Source organism: Roseburia faecis (assembly GCF_001406815.1).
In the GTDB taxonomy this organism is placed as follows: domain Bacteria; phylum Bacillota; class Clostridia; order Lachnospirales; family Lachnospiraceae; genus Roseburia; species Roseburia faecis.
Genome location: NZ_CVRR01000037.1, coordinates 169,665 through 188,092, shown reverse-complemented (window position 1 = coordinate 188,092; position 18,428 = coordinate 169,665). Strand labels below are relative to the sequence as shown.

Below are 18,428 nucleotides of genomic sequence, written 5' to 3'. Positions count from 1 at the left end.
GCAAGGAGGAAAATAATGAAAATTATAATAGCTAATGATTATGAAGATATGAGCAGAAAGGCAGCTAATTATTTATCCGCACAGGTTATTATGAAACCTGACGCAGTACTTGGATTGGCTACAGGTGAAACACCAATTGGCGCATATAAGCAGTTGGTTGAATGGTACAACAAGGGAGATATTGATTTCTCACAGACAAGTACTATTAATCTTGACGAATACAAAGGCTTAACAGGTGATCATAAGCAGAGTTATAGATATTTCATGGATACTAACCTCTTTGATTTAATCAATATTAAGAAGTCTAATACATATCTTCCAAATGGTATGGCTGAAGACGAAGAAGCTGAATGTGCAAGATACGAAGGTATTATGAAACAGCTTGGAAATATTGATATGCAGCTTTTAGGCATTGGCTTAAACGGACACATTGGTTTTAATGAACCTGGTGAATCTTTTGAAAAAACAACTCATTGTGTACAGCTTACACAGAGCACAATTGATGCTAACCAGAGACTTTTCGATGAAGGTGAAGCAGTTCCAGAAAAGGCATTTACAATGGGTATTAAGTCAATTATGCAGTCAAAGCATATTTTATTAATTGCAAATGGTGAGAAGAAAGCACAGATTATAAGAGATGCATTCTTCGGTCCGGTAACTCCAAAGGTTCCAGCTTCAATCTTACAGTTACACAATAATGTAACAGTTATTGTTGATAAGGAAGCAGGAAAGTTAATTAAAGATGTGCTTTAGTTTCTAATTATTTGCACTTGCAAATGCGGAGCGGTATACAGTTCCGGAAACGGTGGACCGGATTTATTTTTTTAATCCTTTTTCGCTGGAACTGCTGAAAAAAGTAATTGCCCGGATTTTGAATTCTTATTATGAAAACAGGAGAACAGTAAAGTTGTTTTTCTATTATCCATCCGATGAATACATAGCTTATCTGATGACCGTAGAGGAATTGTTGTTTTCCGATGAAATTGATTGCAGAGATCTGTTTGACGGAAACAATGTACGGGAAAAAATAGTGATATTTGAAATTGTTGTTTAACTGCGCGGTCTGTTCAGAGGGATGGATTTGCGGGGGGAGACTGTTCTAAATATAAGGTTTCTCGATGTGACGGAAAAAGGGGACATTCTCTTTCTACAGAAAAATTTACAAGTTAGCTCTGGCGTTGGTTTCAGGTACGTGGAGTAAAGTTGTTCGGTTTACGCAATTCGCTGTGGGTTGTGAGTGCCAGAGCAAGTTGTAAATTTGTTCTTCCGAAAGAAATGTTCCCCTTCTTCCTGTTGGCTGGAGAAAATATAATTGAGAAACATATTTTCGCAAATCCTGTCTGTGGAACAAATATAAAGGCACCAGAACCTGCAGTTAAAGTCACTCCCGGAAGAAAATTCATGTAAAAGATACCATTGCGGTACCTATATATTGATAATTTAACATTCAGATACCGGAAAGTCTCTATAGATCAAAAATTGCTTTTCCAGATACCACTTTCTCGAAAAAAGCGGTACCTGAAAAAGCAATTTTTACTATATAGGTGACATTTCCTGATTTCAAGCACTAAAATTTCGAAAAAACGTCACCTGAGCCTTTAATTTTTTATCTATAGATACCAGTCCTTATCATCAAGTGATTTAACCGGGTGTTTTTAAGTTTATTTCAGTTTATGGGATTCGCATATCCTTTCCAGGCGCCCCTTAACTGCAAGTTCTATTATGGAAATTTCTATTTGTCGTTAATTAAGTATGTTTGAAAAATAAAACGGAGACATTTTTGATGATTCAGGATATTATTATAGTATAAATAAAACCTTTTTGCCAGTTCAGGACAATATAAAAGTGTAAGGGCAAACCCCTTAAATCGATTTAAGAGAGAAAAAGGATCAGGGATGGATAAGCACGAATTTGAGCAGTTTGTCACCGAACATGGAAAAGACATTCTGCGGTTCTGCAGGATGAATGCCGGGAGTACAGAGCGTGGAAACGAACTGTATCAGGACACCATGGTAAAGCTGTTGGAAAAGCAAAAAAAGCTTGATGCGGCGCAGAATATAAAAAGTTATGCCATGCAGACAGCAATCCTGCTGTGGAAAAACAAAAAGAAAAAATACGCCGTGCGAAACCGCATTCTTCCGGAGAGCAGTCTTGAAGAATACATGGAACAGGGCGGTTTGTCCGGCGCGTGTGAGGACGAAAAAACGCCCGAGCAGCAGATGTTAAATCAGGCGGAAATCGAGGAAGTTCAGGCAGTTGTGGCGGCACTTCCGGAGAAGTACCGGATGCCGGTTTACCTGAATTTTTCCGCGGAATGACCATGCAGGAGATTACGGTATGCTTACATATCCCGTTAAGTACCGTAAAAACCCGGATGCGCAAAGCAAAAGCATTGTTAAAAGAACAATTGGAGGCGATCGGATATGACGGATGAACGACTGGATCAGATCTTAAAACAGGCCCTTGCACCGGAAATTGCAGATACAGAGATTGCAGTGAAACAGGCATTTTTAAAACTGCAGATAAAATAAAAAGATCCTTATAAATTCCTTAGAATTCTCCTTTATACTGATTTTACAAATCAAGAGGAGGATGAAACATGCAACAGAATATGATCACAATCAGAAATCTGTCAAAAGAATTTAAAGGACAAAGCGTTCTGAAAAACATTACAATGGAAATCCCCAAAAACTGTGTATACGGACTTTTGGGGGCAAACGGCGCGGGAAAATCCACGCTGTTGAAAACAATCACCGGATTGTTAAACCCTACGTCCGGTGAAATTTATTTTGAGGGGCATAAGTGGACGCGGGCAGATCTGGCGGATATTGGCGCGCTGATCGAGACACCGCCCATTTATGAAAACCTGACGGCGTGGGAGAACATGAAAGTGCGCGCGCTTCTTCTTGGAATTCCGGATGAAAAAATTCAGAAAGTACTCAAAAACGTCGACCTGACGGATACGGGAAAGAAAAAAGCAGGGGCTTTTTCACTTGGAATGAAGCAGCGGCTTGGCATCGGTCTGGCACTTTTGAATGATCCGAAACTGCTGGTACTTGACGAACCGGTCAACGGGTTAGATCCACTTGGAATTCAGGAGCTGCGCGCACTGATCCGGAGTTTCCCGCAAAAAGGCATTACGGTGATCATTTCAAGCCACATTTTAAGTGAAATCCAGCAGACTGCCGATTACATCGGGATCATTGCAAAGGGAACGGTGGGATTTGAAGGAAAACTGCAGGAACAGCAGGATCTGGAGGCATTGTTTATGAAGGTTGTCGCAAAAGGAGGGAATGAATCATGAAACATTATTTTCAGGCGGAACAGTTAAAATACCGTCATACCTCCGTGGCAGCAATTACGTTCGGCATGCCGGTGTTTACGGCGTTGCTGGCATTCTGGCTGACCTCTTCCTATTTTTCCGTTGATGTGTACAACTGGTGGTACATCGGGCTGTATCCGGCGTTTCTGGGCATTTTGTGCAGCATCATCGGGAAAAAGGACAAACAGAAAAAGAATTACACGATATGGTCACTGCCCTGCGGCATGGAACAGATCTGGGACGCAAAAATCCTTGTCGGAATAAAGATGTCGGCGGTTGCAGTTGCTGGACTTACGCTGTTTTCCATGATGGGGCAGATGCTGCTGGAATCCGTGGGAAATCTGAAGATGAGGCAGGCAATCCCGATTCCGGCACAGATACTGGCAGGAATTGTGTTGTGGCTTACCACACTCTGGGAGATTCCGTTCTGCCTGCTTCTTGCACAGAAAATAAGCACATTTCTGATGCTTGTGATCCATGTTGGAATCTATAGTATTTTGTCTACGTCGGTATCGTTAAAACCGTGGTTTGCGTTGTTTCCGGGAGCGATCACATCGCGGCTGATGTGTGTCGTGATCAAAGTGATGCCAAACGGACTGCCGTTTGAGCCGGGGCAGGTGACCTATTCTCCGGAACTCGGCAGAGTGAGTGGTCTGTTGATTGGAATTCCTGCCGCACTTCTGTGGTTTCTGGTATTCTGGCTGGCAGGCAGAACATGGTTTCGAAAGCAGGTGGCAGAATGACAAAACGTGTGATGGGAAGTGTTCGGGCGGAACTTTTGAAAATGAAGCATACTTTTTTAATTCCGTTTCATGTGGCGGTGCCGGTTATCATCGCTGGTTTCATGCTGTTTTATTATCGCGGGACCATAGGAAATCCCATGGGACAGACCATGGCATATTTTGAACTGATCGGTATCGGGCTTCCGTTTGTGGTGAGCATTGTGTGTGCGGGAAATATCGGACTTGAGGAGCAGAATCATTTTCAGGTATTTCTCGGGAACTACAAAGTAAAGGGCAAAGGGTTTGTTGTAAAGGGCGTGGTTCTTTTTGGCATGGGGTTTCTTGCAATTTTCGGGGCAGCAGTTCTTTTTGCTGCCGGGTATCATTTTTTACTGGGAAAAGAGGGGATTGGCATGCGGTATGTGCGGCTGACGGGGACACTGATTTTCGGAAGTGTGCCGTTGTATCTGGAGCATTTGTTCCTGAATCTGATCTTTCCAAAGACCGTATCCCAGTGCGTGGGCGTGGCGCAGTCGGTGGTGTCCGCCCTGTTTCTCACCGGGCTTGGGGAGGGCAGATGGCAGTTTTTTCCGGCTACGTGGAGTGCAAGGGGCATTCGGTACTGCAATGATCCCGTAAACGGGAAACGTGTGTTGTTTTGTCTGTTGCTCTTGTTTCTGATGTGTGTCATAATCGGAGTATGGTTTCATAAATATGAAGGAAGGCAGTGCAATGACTGAGATATTGGCAATTGATGATGACCGGGAAATTTTAGCTGTGATCAAAAAAGCACTTTTGCGGGAAGGGTATCAGGTGACGGCACTTGAAGATCCGCTGCAACTGGAGGAAGACAAACTGGGCAGATACCAGCTCATTCTTTTAGACGTGATGATGCCGGGCATAGACGGGTTTGATCTGTGCCGCAGAATCCGCGAAAAAGTGGATTGTCCGATTCTGTTTCTCACGGCAAAAACCGAAGAGAAAGACGTAATGACCGGGCTTGGCGCGGGTGGGGATGACTATATCACAAAACCGTTCGGGATCGGGGAACTGCGGGCGAGAGTTGCTGCACATATCCGGCGGGAAAACAGGGAAAAAACGCATACGATCTGTATCGGGGAGGTGCGTTTTTCCATGCAGGAGAGAAAAATCTATGTGCAGGAACATGAACTTGTTTTTACAAAGGCGGAATATACGATCTGCGAATTCCTGGCATTAAACCACGGACAGGTATTTTCGAAAGAACGGATTTTAGAGCATGTATTCGGATTTGACGGGGACAGCAACAGTTCCGCAATTACGGAGCATGTAAAAAATATTCGTGCAAAATTTCAGAAATTCGGGATCAACCCGATTGAAACGGTTTGGGGGATCGGCTATCGATGGAAATGAAAAAAAGAAGACAAAAAACACTGACCGGGCTGTTTTTGAAATTTGCGGCGTTATTCTGTCTGGATACGTTCGGAATCGGAATGTTCTGTCTGGTGCTTCTGGTATTCAGTCCCATGACAGGATTTACGCTGCCTGCCAATTATGCGGAGCTGCAACTGACGGACCATACGGAAGAAATTAAGGCTGCGGGGACAGATGTGGAAGCCCTGATTCCGGATGGATGCAGATACGGGATTTACGATGCGATGGGGCGGTTTAAGATCGGAACTTTTTCGGCAGACGCGCAGAAAAGGGCATGGCAGGGGTATAAAAACGGCAGTAAGTATGCATCCATGGGAAAGTATTACCGCTATATTAAGCAGAACAGCGGCGATATCTGTATTGTAAAATACGATTTGCATATGAGGTATGCGTACGATAAATTAAACGGCATTGTTCCATCTCTGGAGATACTGACACCGGTGCTTGGCGTGGTGCTGTTTTTCCTGCACGCCATATTGTTGTCCGGCCATTTTGCAAAAAAATTAAAACGGGAGCTTAGGCAGCTACGCGAAGTTACGGAAAAAATTGGACAAAATGATCTGGAGTTTGAAACCGGCCCATCGCAGATTAAGGAGATTGACGATGTGATGTCCTCACTTTCCGGCATGAAAGAAGCATTAAAAGATTCGCTGACCAGACAGTGGGACGCACAGCAGCAGAAAAAAGAGCAGCTTGCGGCACTGACACACGATATCAAGACACCGCTTACTGTCATCAAAGGAAATGCCGAGCTTTTGGCGGAGACGGATTTGTCTGCGGAAAACCGGGAGTGTACGGATGCTATTTTGGCGAATGTGGGCAGCATGGAGCAGTATTTGGAGCATATGCGGCAACTGCTGTATGGACGTGACCGCGCAGAGGAGACAGAAGTAGTCACCTGTGCGCGTTTGAAAGAGCAGTTCAAAGAAGCAGCCATGCAGATTGCGGCAGCGGAAAAAGTTCCGGTTGATTTTCAGGAGGATTCCCTGTGTGGGAATGTATGTTGCAAGCCAGGACCGGTTGGCAGAGCGTGGAAAAATGTGGTCAGCAATGCGGTGGAACACACAGACCGGGCGCGCGGGATCGTGGTGCGCCTGCAGATGGAAGTGTATGAGGGGCAGGAGTATCTGACTGCAACCGTCCGCGATTTTGGAAAGGGTTTTTCGGAGCAGGATCTCATCTATGCAGATCAGGAATTTTACAGCGGGGATGCCAGCCGGCATGACCGGACGCATCAGGGGCTTGGTCTTGCGATCGCAAAAAAATTCTTAAAAGAGCAGGGCGGCATGCTTTGTTTTTACAACCACGCGGAGTCTGGAGCGGAAGTGGTGTGCCGGATCAAAACGGAAAAGACGTAATTTTCGCATTGTAAATAAACGCGCAATATGCTAATATGTAAAAAGTTTCATAAAGAAGATCGTTGGTGCCTGTCATATAAAGCCGCTTTACATGGGATATATGGGCTTGTATGCGCAGGGTAAAAGGGAAACAGGTGCAAATCCTGTACGAACTCGTCACTGTGATTAGGGAGTAACTGCAAGAAGCACACCGCATGAGAAATCCGCTGGCGCGGATGCGGTGTACGTAGGAAATGCAGCTTAGGCTGCGTTTCAAGAAGGAGCACACCGCATGAGAAATCCGCTGACGCGGATGCGGTGTACGTAGGAAATGCAGCTTAGGCTGCATTTCAGATGCCACTGATGCAACTGCATTGGGAAGGCGAAGCATGTTATGATGATCTATGAGCCAGGAAACCTGCCAATGATCTGGTACAGAAAGTTTTTACTTTCAGATCACGAGTCATTGATCGTACTGCATGTTACAGAAAACTGTGTGGGACAGCCGTCCACAGACAGTTCCTTTTTGCATGGGTTGATTGCTCCTTTCGGAATGTTCCGGGTGGGGCTTTTCTTTTGGCACTTTGGATGATGCGTGATCTTATGAGATGAAGCAACCCGTCAACCCAAAGAATACATCGCATGAGAAATCCGTCAGGGTGGATGCGGTGTATGCAGGAAATGCAGCCTATGCTGTATTTCAAAAAGGAGAGAATTATGAGAAAGAAAACACTTGCATTGTTTCTGACATGTGTACTGGCTGCAGGCATGCTTGCCGGATGCGGAAACAAAGACAGCAAAGACAACAATCAGGTAGAAAATTCGCAGGGTACAGAGTCTGCAAAAGACGATCAGGCAGCTGCAGATGAGGTAGCAGAATTAATTGATGCTATTTATGTTCAGGAAAGAACAGATAAAACCGATGAGCAGTGTGCTGCTGCAAAAGAAGCATGGGACAAGCTGACAGATGCACAGAAAGCACTTGTTTCCGGTGAAAATGCAGATCCGGATTATTTCGGCAGAGATACCGGTGATGCTTCCAAGGATGATCCGTTAAATCAGGATAATATCGGAGATAACGAAATCCTTGTCGTAAGCTTTGGTACATCTTTTAATGACAGCCGTGTTGCAGATATCAGTGGTGTGGAAAAAGCCATTCAGGCAGCAAATCCGGACTGGGCAGTCCGCAGGGCATTTACCGCACAGATCATTATCAATCACGTACAGGCAAGAGATGGCGAGAAGATCGACAACGTAGACCAGGCATTACAGAGAGCGGTCGATAACGGGGTAAAGAATCTGGTGATCCAGCCGACACACCTGATGCATGGGGCAGAGTATGATGAACTTGTCGGAGAGCTGGATGCATATAAGGATAAGTTTGAAAAAGTTGTCGTTGCGGAACCGCTGCTTGGCGAAGTTGGTGATGATGCAACAGTGATCAACGATGACAAGAAGGCAGTTGCAGAAGATATTACAGCAGAAGCAGTAAAGACCGCAGGATACGATTCACTGGATGCCGCAAAGAAGGACGGTACTGCATTTGTATTCATGGGACACGGTACTTCCCATTCTGCAAAGGTAAGTTACAGCCAGATGTCTACACAGATGGATAAGCTTGGTTATGACAATGTCTTTATCGGAACCGTAGAGGGGAAGCCGGAAGAGACTTCCTGTGAAAATGTAATCAAGGCAGTTAAGGACGCAGGTTACAAGAAAGTTATTCTTCGTCCACTCATGGTTGTTGCCGGAGATCATGCAAACAATGACATGGCAGGAGACGATGACGATTCCTGGAAGAGCCAGTTCACTGCAAGCGGCAATTTCGACAGTGTTGACACACAGATTGCCGGACTTGGTGAGATTGAAGCTGTCCAGAAACTTTATGTAGAGCATACAAAAAAAGCAATTGAGTCACTTGGAAAAGTTTCCAAGTCTGCTTCTTCCAGCGCGGTATCCGCGCTGGAGGACGGCACTTATACCGCAAAGTTTAATACCGACAGTGGGATGTTTCATGTCAATGAAGCAGACAATGGATGTGGAACCCTTACCGTAAAAGACAAAAAGATGACCATTCATATTCGTCTGGTATCCAAGAAAATCGTAAATCTGTTTCTGGGAAGTGCAAAAGATGCAGAAAAAGACGGTGCAGAATTGTTACAGCCAACGACAGATAAAGTAAAATACAGCGATGGAACGACAGAGGAAGTTTACGGATTTGACGTGCCGGTAGAAGAACTTGGAAAAGAGTTTGACCTTGCAATTCTTGGAACCAAGGGAACCTGGTATGATCATAAAGTCAGTGTATCAGATGCACAGAAAAAATAAAATGTGAGTTGTCTGCCAGACGGCGGCAATTCCGGTACATCGTATTTGAAAATGATGTACATGTGTCAGAAGTTACAGGAAAACAGATAGGATGGATCGGAGAAATCATCCGGTCGAAGAGAAAAAGTATGAAAAGCAGGAAATTAACGGTAATTATCGTGTCCCTTTGTATGTGTGTGTCGGTTTTGTCCGGCTGTGGTTCTACGGCAGAAAAAGAACAGGTGCAGCATGCCGCGGAAACGCAGACTGCCACCGCGGAACCGGACACATCGCTGGAAGACGGAGAATACACCGTAAATGTAGAACTGGAAGGCGGAAGCGGCAGAGCTTCCGTAGATTCTGAAGCAAAAGTAAAAGTGACGGACGGACAGGCATATGCAACCATAGTCTGGAGCAGTACCTATTACGATTACATGCTGGTCGATGGAAAAAAATATACAAATGAGAACGAGGGCGGGAATTCAACGTTTACATTTCCAATTGCCGGAGTTCCGTGTACGATGGATGTAGTAGGAGACACTACAGCCATGAGCCAGCCGCATGAGATTGATTACACCCTGACATTTTCTTTTGCAAAAGATGTAAGTTTTAAAGAGCTGAAACAGACCGGGCAGGTAAAATTGTCCTATGCCGATCAGTTTCAGATCGATGAATATGGAAATTATAAGCTGATTACGATCGTGGACAACGGTCGTTTTTTGCTTATTCCGAAAGGGGTTCCGGTGCCAGCGGATGTACCGGAGGATGTAACCGTTTTACAGCAGCCGTTAAACCATGTGTACCTTGTATCGTCTGCGGTGATGGATCTGATCTGTCAGACCGGCGGGCTGTCACACGTTGCATACACCGCATTGAAGGAAGACGACTGGTATGTGCAGCAGGCGAAGGATGCCATGGCAGACGGTTCTTTGGTTTATGCCGGAAAATACAGTGCGCCGGATTACGAACAGCTGTTGCAGGGTGGCTGCACATTTGCCATTGAAAATACGATGGTCACGCACAATCCGGAAGTAAAGGAAAAACTCGAAGAACTTGGCATCCGGGTGATGGTCGAGCGTTCCAGTTATGAAAAGCATCCGCTGGGACGGCTGGAATGGATCAAACTGTTTGGTATTCTGTTTGGAAAACAACAGCAGGCAGATGACTATTTTAATAAACAGGTAAAACGTGTGAAACCGATTATGGAAAAAAAGAGTACCGGGAAAAAGGTGGCATTTTTTGCAGTTTCCTCGGACGGGACGATCACTGTGCGCAAGCCAAACGACTATGTCTCTGCGATGATCGGACTTGCAGGCGGTACCTATTCACTCGGAAATTATACGGATGAAGAAAAAAATGCACTTTCCACGATGAAAATGCAGATGGAAGATTTTTATTCTGCGGAGATTGATGCGGATGTGCTGATCTACAACGGAACCATTGAGGGGGAATTGACGTCCATTGATGAGTTGGTAAAGAAAAACAGCCTGTTTGCGGATTTTCAGGCGGTAAAAAGTGGACAGGTATATACAACAGGAAGCAATTTTTACCAGCAGTCTACCGGAACCTGTGATTTTATCGAGGATCTGAATCAGATTCTGACGGGAGAAGGGGATGGAACATACCGGTTTTTGAAGAAATTGTAGTGAGCCGGGGCATACGGATGTACAAATAATAACAATTGTCGTAATGCATGAGGAGCAGAATATGAGATCACAAATAAAAGAAAAAAAGAATAATTCCGGGACAGAAACAAACAGAACGCTCCGCTATCTGGTTTCTTTTGTGGTGATTATTCTATTGCTGGCAATTCTGTTTTTCTGGAATATCGGTGTCGGAAGTGTGGAAATGTCTTTTTTTGATTTTCTGGGCGTGCTGACAAAACATCAGCCGGATTCCACACTGTATCAGATTGTCTGGAAAATCCGTCTGCCCCGTATCATTGCTGCAGTTCTGCTCGGAGGGGCACTTTCCGTATCCGGTTTCCTGCTGCAGAGTTTTTTCCAGAATCCGATTGCAGGACCGTATGTGCTTGGGATTTCCTCCGGAGCCAAACTTGTCGTGGCACTGACCATGATCTTTCTTCTGGAAAAAGGGATTATGGTCAGTTCCCTTGGAATGGTGGTAGCTGCATTTGCCGGTTCACTGCTTGCCATGGGATTTGTTCTTTTGATTTCTTTTCGGGTATCGAATATGTCGCTTCTTGTAGTGTGCGGTATCCTGATTGGTTATATCTGTTCGGCGATTACGGATTTTTGTGTGACGTTTGCGGACGATTCCAATATTGTCAATCTTCACAACTGGTCAATGGGAAGTTTTTCCGGTATGAGCTGGGAGCACATTCGCATCATGGTCATAATTGTTGGAATCACGGTTGTGATTACCTTCGGGCTTGCAAAACCGATCAGTGCCTATCAGATGGGAGAATCTTATGCCAGAAATATGGGCGTAAATGTAAAAGTACTGCGCATTGCACTGATTTTACTGTCAAGTCTGCTGTCGGCATGTGTGACCGCGTTTGCCGGACCGATTTCGTTTGTCGGAATTGCGGTGCCACATCTGATTAAACTGGCAACCCACACGGCAAAACCGATTATTCTAATTCCGGGATGTTTTCTCGGCGGGGCAGTGATTACGCTGTTCTGTGACGGGATTGCGCGGACCGTGTTTGCACCAACGGAGATCAGTATCAGTTCGGTGACGGCGGTATTTTTAGTGCCGGTGGTAATTGCGGCAATGTTGCGAAAGCAGCAGATGTGATGAATCGTGGAAGAAAAATAACGTGCAGACAGAAAGCCAAAACGGATAAGGACGCAAAGGCAGGAAGAAAGTTACTATGAGCAGACACAAAAATGCAAATGGAAAATAATTGGAAAGTGATGAAAGAAGAAAACGGAAAACAACATAACGGGCAGAATATGCTAAAAGAGTCAGGGCAGTTTCCTGCGCAAGATATACCAAACGATGCCGAGCAGCTTACGATGCGTGATCTGACCGTAGGATACGACCGGATTCCCCTGATTAAAAATATTAATCTGGGTGTCCGGCCAGGGGAAATCCTCACACTGATCGGACCAAACGGCTCCGGAAAATCGACAATTTTAAAGACCATCACCAAACAGCTTAAAACCATTGGCGGCAGTGTTTTTCTGGGAAAAGAATCCATGAGGGAACTGACGGACAGTGAAATTTCCAGACATCTTTCGATGGTCATGACGGAGCGCATCCACACGGAACTGTTAAGTGGCAGAGATGTGGTGGCAACCGGGCGCTACCCATACACGGGGAGGCTTGGTATCCTCTCACAACAGGACTGGAAAAAGGTGGACGAGGCGATTGCCCTGGTGCATGCCGGGGAAGTGCAGCAGCAGGATTTCCGGAGAATCAGTGATGGGCAGAGGCAGAGACTTATGCTGGCGCGGGCGATCTGCCAGGACACACAGGTTCTGATTCTTGATGAACCGACTTCCTATCTGGATATGGGATTTAAACTGGACATTCTTACAACCATCCGCATGTTGGCACGGAAGAAAAATCTGGCAGTTATCATGTCATTGCACGAACTGGATCTGGCACAGAAAATTTCGGACACCATTGCGTGTGTGAAAGGGGACCGTATTGACCGGGTCGGGGCACCGGAGGAAATCTTTTCCGGGAACTACGTGCAGCAGTTGTACGGTGTAAAGCCACAGCAGTTTGAACCGCAGACCGGACAGGTTTTTATGGAAAGACCGGAAGGAATTCCGGAGGTATTTGTGATTGGCGGTGGTGGAACAGGGCTTGCGGTTTACAACCGCCTGCAGCGGCAGAATATTCCGTTTGCAGCAGGCATTCTGCAGGAAAATGATGTGGAGTACGCAGCGGCATCTGCACTTGCCGCTTGTGTTTTTTCGGAAAAAGCATTCTTTCCGGTTTCGGAAGAAACCTTTTTGCGGGCAAAACAGATGCTCGATGACTGTGATGCCTGCATTTGCGCATTGACAGAATTTGGTCCTTATAATGAAAAAAATAGGCAGCTTTATGAATATGCAAAAAAACTTGGCAAAGTATGTGCAGAGATATAATTATATAAAATGCCATTTTTGCCTGTGTGAAATCTTGGAGTGCGAACTGTATTTAGCTATATAATTTTGGGGCATATAAAAGTATATCACCTTCATTTCATGCTATTGCAGAACCTAGATGGGACATATGTAAAAAAGCAGGGGAGAAAGTCCCGCGAATCTAAAGAAGAGGGACATATAGAAAAAAGCAGAGGAAAAAGTCCCGCGAGTCCAAGGAAGAGGGACATATAAAGAAAAAGCAGAGGAAAAAGTCCCGTAAGTCTAAAGAAGAGGGACATATAGCGAAAAAGCAGGAGAAAAAGTCCCGTGTGTCCAAGAAAGAGGGACATAGCTCCGGAAAAATCTTCTATATATCCCAGACACCAGAAGTTATGGGACATAATTGCTCACAAAATCTACATATGTCCCAAGAAGCAAAAGCCGTGGGACATAATCCCACAAAAAACCTGTATATGTCCTGCCCCCTCTTGATTCCTGCAAAAATGTGAGGTATAAAACAGAGGAAGGAGTTCATCCTTCCAAATAATTCAAAACAGAGCACGAAAAGGAGTGAATTAATATGGCAAGAAAAGATTTTGGAGCAAAACCATACACCTATCCACAGCCGGTATTTATTCTCGCAACATACAATGAGGACGGCACGGCGAATGCAATGAACGCAGCATGGGGCGGAATCAGTGAAGGAAACGAGATTTCTTTCTGCATCAGTGCCGGACATAAGACAACAAAGAATTTCCAGAGAACCGGGGCATTTACCGTAAGCATGGCCGATGCAAAGCATGTGGCAGCTTGTGATTATGTGGGAATTGTGTCTGCAAACAATGTGGCAGGCAAACTGGAAAAAGCAGGTTTTACCGTGAAAAAAAGTGCAAATGTAGACGCTCCGATCATCAATGAACTGGCAGTCTGCGCAGAGTGCAAAGTAAAAAGTTATGATCCGGAAAGCTGCAGACTGGTAGCGGAGATTGTCAATGTCAGTGTGGATGAAGCTGCAATGACCGACGGAAAAGTAGATGTGGCAAAAGTACAGCCGATCACATTTGATCCGTTCAACAATGAGTATTATGTGCTGGGCGAAAAAGTGGGAAATGCTTTTTCAGATGGGAAAAATCTAAAATAATTCTAAACAAAATCTAAAAAAAACAGGACGTATCCTTGACGTTTTTTAAAAATCGAGGTATAGTACGCTACGCTTTGTGATATCGTTGCACCACAAAGCCAGCGTACTTTTTTATTAAAAAAACGAGGGGGAATCAGACGATGACTTTTTACCAGGAACTACAACTGAGTTCAGTTGGCTCAAAACAGCTGATCAAAAACACAACAGACAAAAAAGAAAAACGCAGACATATCCTGATCTATAATTTTAAAGTCTATCTTGTTATGGCATTCTGCGTCGCTGTGGTTACACTGTTTAGTAAAATATTCGGTGCAGATAACAGTGTACCGGGAGTGGTTGTGCTGCTGGCAGTACTTGTGCTCCGGCAGGCAGATTTCGGGGTGCGTACCAGTCATGGGCTGCTCTGTATTGCGGGAATTTTTGGAATTTTAATCGCAGGACCGAGAATTACCAATATGATGCATCCGGTTCCGGCATTTTTTGTGAATGTGGCATGTATTCTGATTCTCATGATTTTCGGATGCCACAATGTGATCATGTCAAACCAGTCTACGTTTGTCCTTGGATATCTGCTTTTGCAGGGGTATGATGTGAGTGGACATGCCTATGTGCTGCGTGTGATCAGTCTGCTGATTGGTATGGGAATCTGCATGGCTGTATTTTATAAGAATCAGAAAAACCGCCCATACCGCCGGACATTCCTGGATCTGTTCCGGGAATTTGATGTACGTTCCGCGCGGAACTGGTGGTATATTAAGCTGACACTGATTGTTTCTTCGGCACTGCTGATTGTGTCACTGCTCGGATGGCCGCGTGCCATGTGGGCGGGAATCGCCTGCATGTCTGTATGTCTTCCATTTCATGAGGACAGTGTGGAGCGTGCAAAACGCAGGGGACCGTTTAATATTGTGGGGTGCATGATCTTCCTTATTTTGTATCATGTGTTACCGGAATCCATGTATCCGTATATCGGGATGATCGGTGGAATTGGTGTGGGTTATTCTGCAGGATATGCATGGCAGACCGTATTTAATACGTTTGGCGCACTGTCGATCGCATCGGGGTTATTCGGTGCAGGTACGGCAGTGGCACTGCGAATTATATTCAATGTGATGGGATCTGTATATACCGTCGTATGTGACAGATTTTTGGATTTCCTCAGAAAAAGAACGGAAATCCACCGGGTGGGTGAGATGGCATAAAATCAGTAGATCACCCGGTTCCGCCCACTCTCTTTGCCGAGATAAAGCTTGCGGTCGGCTTCCTGAATGACAGATTCCATGGTATGATTTCTGCCAAATTCTTCGACTCCGAATGTCATGGTTACATGAATCAGTTTGCGTTCGTATAATACAGGAGTGTGCCGGATATCATCCAGAAGGTCAGACATCAAAAGCTGAACCTCGTCCATATCCATGCCGGGAAATACAAACAGAAATTCTTCTCCGCCCCAGCGGCAGACTTCTCCTTTTTCGCCTATTACCGTGCAAAACAACCTGGAAAGTGTGCGGAGAACTTCATCCCCGGCATCATGCCCGTAAGTATCATTTACATGTTTGAAAAAGTCGATATCCCCCATGGCAACAGTCAGGGTCTGTAATTTATGCTGAGTGTATCTGGAAATACATGTTTCCAGACGCTTATACATCTGCCAACGGTTGAAAAGCCCGGTCAGGGGATCTGTGGATGCGATATGTTCTAGTTCCAGATTGTAACGTATAAGCTTGTGTTCCATCTGCTGGGAATTCTGGGTGAAAATAATCATAACCGTGATCAGTTCTGCAAAAATAAACAAAGTGTCTATGGTCTGTATGCAGATACTGGCATCTGTGGAAAGCTGGATGACCGGCAGATGATACCGTGTATAGGCATACAAAAGCAGGCGGTAAGCACATGTGCAGATTCCAACAAAAATTTTAGTGCGTATGCGGTGGAAACTGACTGCAAAATTTAATACGAGAAGTACAAACAGGAAGTGCTGTACACCGCAGTCCCACCCAAATCTCTGTATAAATACAGTAATCCACAATAACGTCAGTAATTGTGAAAAAATGGAAGCAAAATGTGTATGGTTTAGATAGGTAATCCGGAAAGCAAATACATATAAAATGCCACAGATGAGCGTCAGCAGGGAGGAAGGAACATCCCGAAGAAAGCAGCAGACACAAAAAAGGACAAGAAAATAAACGCTGAGAATCAGTGCGTACAGACGCAGGGTCACAGCAGTGGTTTTTGTCTCATTTGGATTTTGTACATCCTGAAATATAAACGCCCCTATTTTTTTATGAATCATATGTAATCCCCCAATAAACATATGCCGTTCCAAAACATCTATAAGAATTATATCACAGTATAAGAAAAAGAAAAGCGCATTTTTCACATACTATCCATACTTGAATTCATGGAAATTACATTGTATAATCAGTAAGGTTGAGGAATAAAATAACAAAGAACATATAGGAGGAATCTATTATGGTTACTTGGGACAACTTGGATACCCTTGCTTCTTTTCAGAACCTTTCAAAAACAGGTCGCATAGATCTGAAAAAAGTAATGTCTGGCGAGAACGGGGCAGAGCGTGTGAAAAATTACAGTATTCCAATGGCAGAGGGATTGGTGTACAACTATGCTGCAAAGCAGGTGGATGATGATGTACTGGAAGCTTTGGTTAAGCTTGCAGAAGAAGCACAGCTTTCCGAAAAATTTGAGGAGCTTTACAATGGTGCAGTGATTAACACCGGAGAGAACCGTCTGGTTCTTCATCAGCTGACCCGTGGACAGCTTGGAAAAGCCGTTGTAGCAGATGGTGTGGATAAGCGTAAATTCTATGTGGAGCAGCAGCAGAGAATTGCTGATTTTGCCAATAAGGTACACGCTGGTGAGATTACAAACGCTGCTGGTGAAAAATTCACAACAGTTGTCCAGATCGGTATCGGTGGAAGTGACCTGGGTCCCCGCGCTATGTATTTAGCACTTGAGAATTGGGCAAAGAAAAACAACACATTCAAGATGGAAGCAAAATTCATCAGTAATGTAGATCCGGATGATGCAGCCGCTGTATTGAATTCTGTAGATGTTGCCCATTCTATTTTCGTACTTGTTTCCAAATCAGGTACTACACTTGAGACACTGACCAATGAGTCTTTCGTTAAGGACGCGTTAAAGAAAGCAGGCCTGGATGCTTCTAAGCATATGATCGCAGTTACCAGTGAGACTTCTCCGCTGGCAAAGAGTGATGATTATCTGGCAGCATTCTTTATGGATGATTACATCGGAGGACGTTATTCTTCTACATCAGCCGTTGGTGGAGCTGTATTATCCCTGGCATTTGGACCGGATGTATTTGCACAGTTTCTGGATGGTGCTGCAGCAGAGGATAAACTCTCCGCAGAAAAAGACGTATTGAAGAACCCTGAGATGCTGGATGCACTGATCGGTGTGTATGAGCGCAACGTACTGGGATATCCGAGCACCGCAGTGCTTCCATATTCACAGGCACTCAATCGTTTCCCGGCACATTTACAGCAGGTAGATATGGAGTCCAATGGTAAATCCGTAAACCGTTTTGGAGAGCCTGTAAATTACCCGACAGGTCCTGTCATTTTCGGTGAGCCTGGAACAAACGGACAGCATTCCTTCTATCAGTTACTGCATCAGGGAACCGATATTGTACCACTGCAGTTTGTTGGATTTAAGAATAACCAGCTTGACACAGATGTTGTCATTCAGGACAGCACAAGCCAGCAGAAGCTTTGCGCAAACGTAGCAGCACAGATCGTTGCTTTTGCATGCGGCAAGGAAGATGAAAACCGCAACAAGAATTTCGAGGGTGGACGCCCATCTTCTATTATTATCGGAGAGCAGGTTAATCCGAAGACACTCGGTGCATTGCTTGCACACTTTGAGAACAAGATCATGTTCCAGGGATTCTTATGGAATGTCAACAGCTTCGATCAGGAAGGTGTTCAGCTTGGTAAAGTTCTTGCAAAGCGCGTACTTGCACATGAGACAGACGGAGCACTGAAAGTATTCAGTGATCTGTTAAATATCTAATCGGATTTTTGTCTGAAGCAGGTCAGAGATATAAGACATATATAATAAGAAAAAGGAGTATGAAAACAACGGTGTTTTTCATACTCCTTT

The 18,428-nt window shown here is 44.7% G+C and carries 16 protein-coding genes, 1 pseudogene and 1 riboswitch; of the genes and pseudogenes, 16 read left to right on the top strand and 1 reads right to left on the bottom strand.

The features are described from left to right. The first annotated feature begins 15 nt into the window (after positions 1–15). From nagB to M72_RS12040, 15 genes and pseudogenes are all read left to right on the top strand, one after another. Positions 16–753, top strand: a complete 738-nt coding sequence (gene nagB / locus M72_RS12110; protein ID WP_055068393.1) for a glucosamine-6-phosphate deaminase — start codon at positions 16–18, stop codon at positions 751–753. A 154-nt stretch (positions 754–907) separates the two neighbouring features. Beyond that, the gene (locus M72_RS17225; RefSeq protein WP_176694791.1) at positions 908–1,054 is read left to right on the top strand and encodes a hypothetical protein; all 147 of its coding nucleotides are present in this window, start codon (positions 908–910) and stop codon (positions 1,052–1,054) included. 841 nt (positions 1,055–1,895) lie between these two features. Beyond that, positions 1,896–2,318 carry an RNA polymerase sigma factor gene (locus M72_RS12100; protein ID WP_243130518.1) on the top strand — a complete coding sequence of 141 codons (423 nt, stop codon included), beginning with the start codon at positions 1,896–1,898 and terminating at the stop codon, positions 2,316–2,318. Positions 2,319–2,599: 281 nt separating this feature from the next. Then, entirely contained in the window at positions 2,600–3,304 is a 705-nt protein-coding gene (locus tag M72_RS12095; RefSeq protein WP_055068392.1) for a lantibiotic protection ABC transporter ATP-binding protein, read from the top strand. Continuing rightward, the gene (locus M72_RS12090; RefSeq protein WP_022045480.1) at positions 3,301–4,065 is read left to right on the top strand and encodes a lantibiotic immunity ABC transporter MutE/EpiE family permease subunit; all 765 of its coding nucleotides are present in this window, start codon (positions 3,301–3,303) and stop codon (positions 4,063–4,065) included. The genes M72_RS12095 and M72_RS12090 overlap by 4 nt, the downstream gene beginning before the upstream one ends. Beyond that, positions 4,038–4,784: a lantibiotic immunity ABC transporter MutG family permease subunit gene (locus M72_RS12085; RefSeq protein ID WP_082413903.1), complete on the top strand. Its 747-nt coding sequence runs from the start codon at positions 4,038–4,040 to the stop codon at positions 4,782–4,784. The genes M72_RS12090 and M72_RS12085 overlap by 28 nt, the downstream gene beginning before the upstream one ends. After that, the gene (locus M72_RS12080; RefSeq protein WP_055068391.1) at positions 4,777–5,436 is read left to right on the top strand and encodes a response regulator transcription factor; all 660 of its coding nucleotides are present in this window, start codon (positions 4,777–4,779) and stop codon (positions 5,434–5,436) included. The genes M72_RS12085 and M72_RS12080 overlap by 8 nt, the downstream gene beginning before the upstream one ends. Beyond that, positions 5,427–6,815 carry a sensor histidine kinase gene (locus M72_RS12075; protein ID WP_055068390.1) on the top strand — a complete coding sequence of 463 codons (1,389 nt, stop codon included), beginning with the start codon at positions 5,427–5,429 and terminating at the stop codon, positions 6,813–6,815. Before M72_RS12080 ends, M72_RS12075 begins: the two co-directional genes overlap by 10 nt. Positions 6,816–6,899: 84 nt before the next feature. Continuing rightward, positions 6,900–7,234, top strand: a riboswitch (cobalamin riboswitch). After that, positions 7,219–7,386 (top strand): hypothetical protein, encoded by a 168-nt coding sequence (locus M72_RS17220; protein ID WP_176694790.1) that lies wholly within the window; start codon positions 7,219–7,221, stop codon positions 7,384–7,386. It overlaps the preceding riboswitch by 16 nt. Positions 7,387–7,511: 125 nt before the next feature. Beyond that, a pseudogene (locus tag M72_RS12065) lies at positions 7,512–8,711 on the top strand (sirohydrochlorin cobaltochelatase); the annotation flags it as partial. 473 nt (positions 8,712–9,184) lie between these two features. Then, a complete protein-coding gene (locus M72_RS12060; RefSeq protein WP_261291827.1) occupies positions 9,185–10,747 on the top strand; it encodes an ABC transporter substrate-binding protein in 1,563 nt (520 codons plus the stop codon). A 61-nt stretch (positions 10,748–10,808) separates the two neighbouring features. Then, positions 10,809–11,861, top strand: a complete 1,053-nt coding sequence (locus M72_RS12055; RefSeq protein ID WP_055068388.1) for a FecCD family ABC transporter permease — start codon at positions 10,809–10,811, stop codon at positions 11,859–11,861. A 221-nt stretch (positions 11,862–12,082) separates the two neighbouring features. After that, positions 12,083–13,165, top strand: a complete 1,083-nt coding sequence (locus tag M72_RS12050; RefSeq protein WP_055068422.1) for an ABC transporter ATP-binding protein — start codon at positions 12,083–12,085, stop codon at positions 13,163–13,165. Positions 13,166–13,724: 559 nt separating this feature from the next. Beyond that, positions 13,725–14,285, top strand: a complete 561-nt coding sequence (locus M72_RS12045; protein WP_055068387.1) for a flavin reductase family protein — start codon at positions 13,725–13,727, stop codon at positions 14,283–14,285. Between the two features lie 140 nt (positions 14,286–14,425). After that, positions 14,426–15,487, top strand: coding sequence for an FUSC family protein (locus M72_RS12040; RefSeq protein ID WP_055068386.1), 1,062 nt, complete (start codon positions 14,426–14,428; stop codon positions 15,485–15,487). A gap of 2 nt (positions 15,488–15,489) precedes the next feature. Here M72_RS12040 and M72_RS12035 read toward each other — a convergent pair whose 3' ends face one another. Then, positions 15,490–16,578 (bottom strand): GGDEF domain-containing protein, encoded by a 1,089-nt coding sequence (locus M72_RS12035; RefSeq protein WP_261291826.1) that lies wholly within the window; start codon positions 16,576–16,578, stop codon positions 15,490–15,492. 179 nt (positions 16,579–16,757) lie between these two features. Between M72_RS12035 and M72_RS12030 the strand changes: the two genes are divergently transcribed. Beyond that, positions 16,758–18,338 carry a glucose-6-phosphate isomerase gene (locus M72_RS12030; RefSeq protein WP_022045500.1) on the top strand — a complete coding sequence of 527 codons (1,581 nt, stop codon included), beginning with the start codon at positions 16,758–16,760 and terminating at the stop codon, positions 18,336–18,338. Positions 18,339–18,428 lie beyond the last annotated feature (90 nt).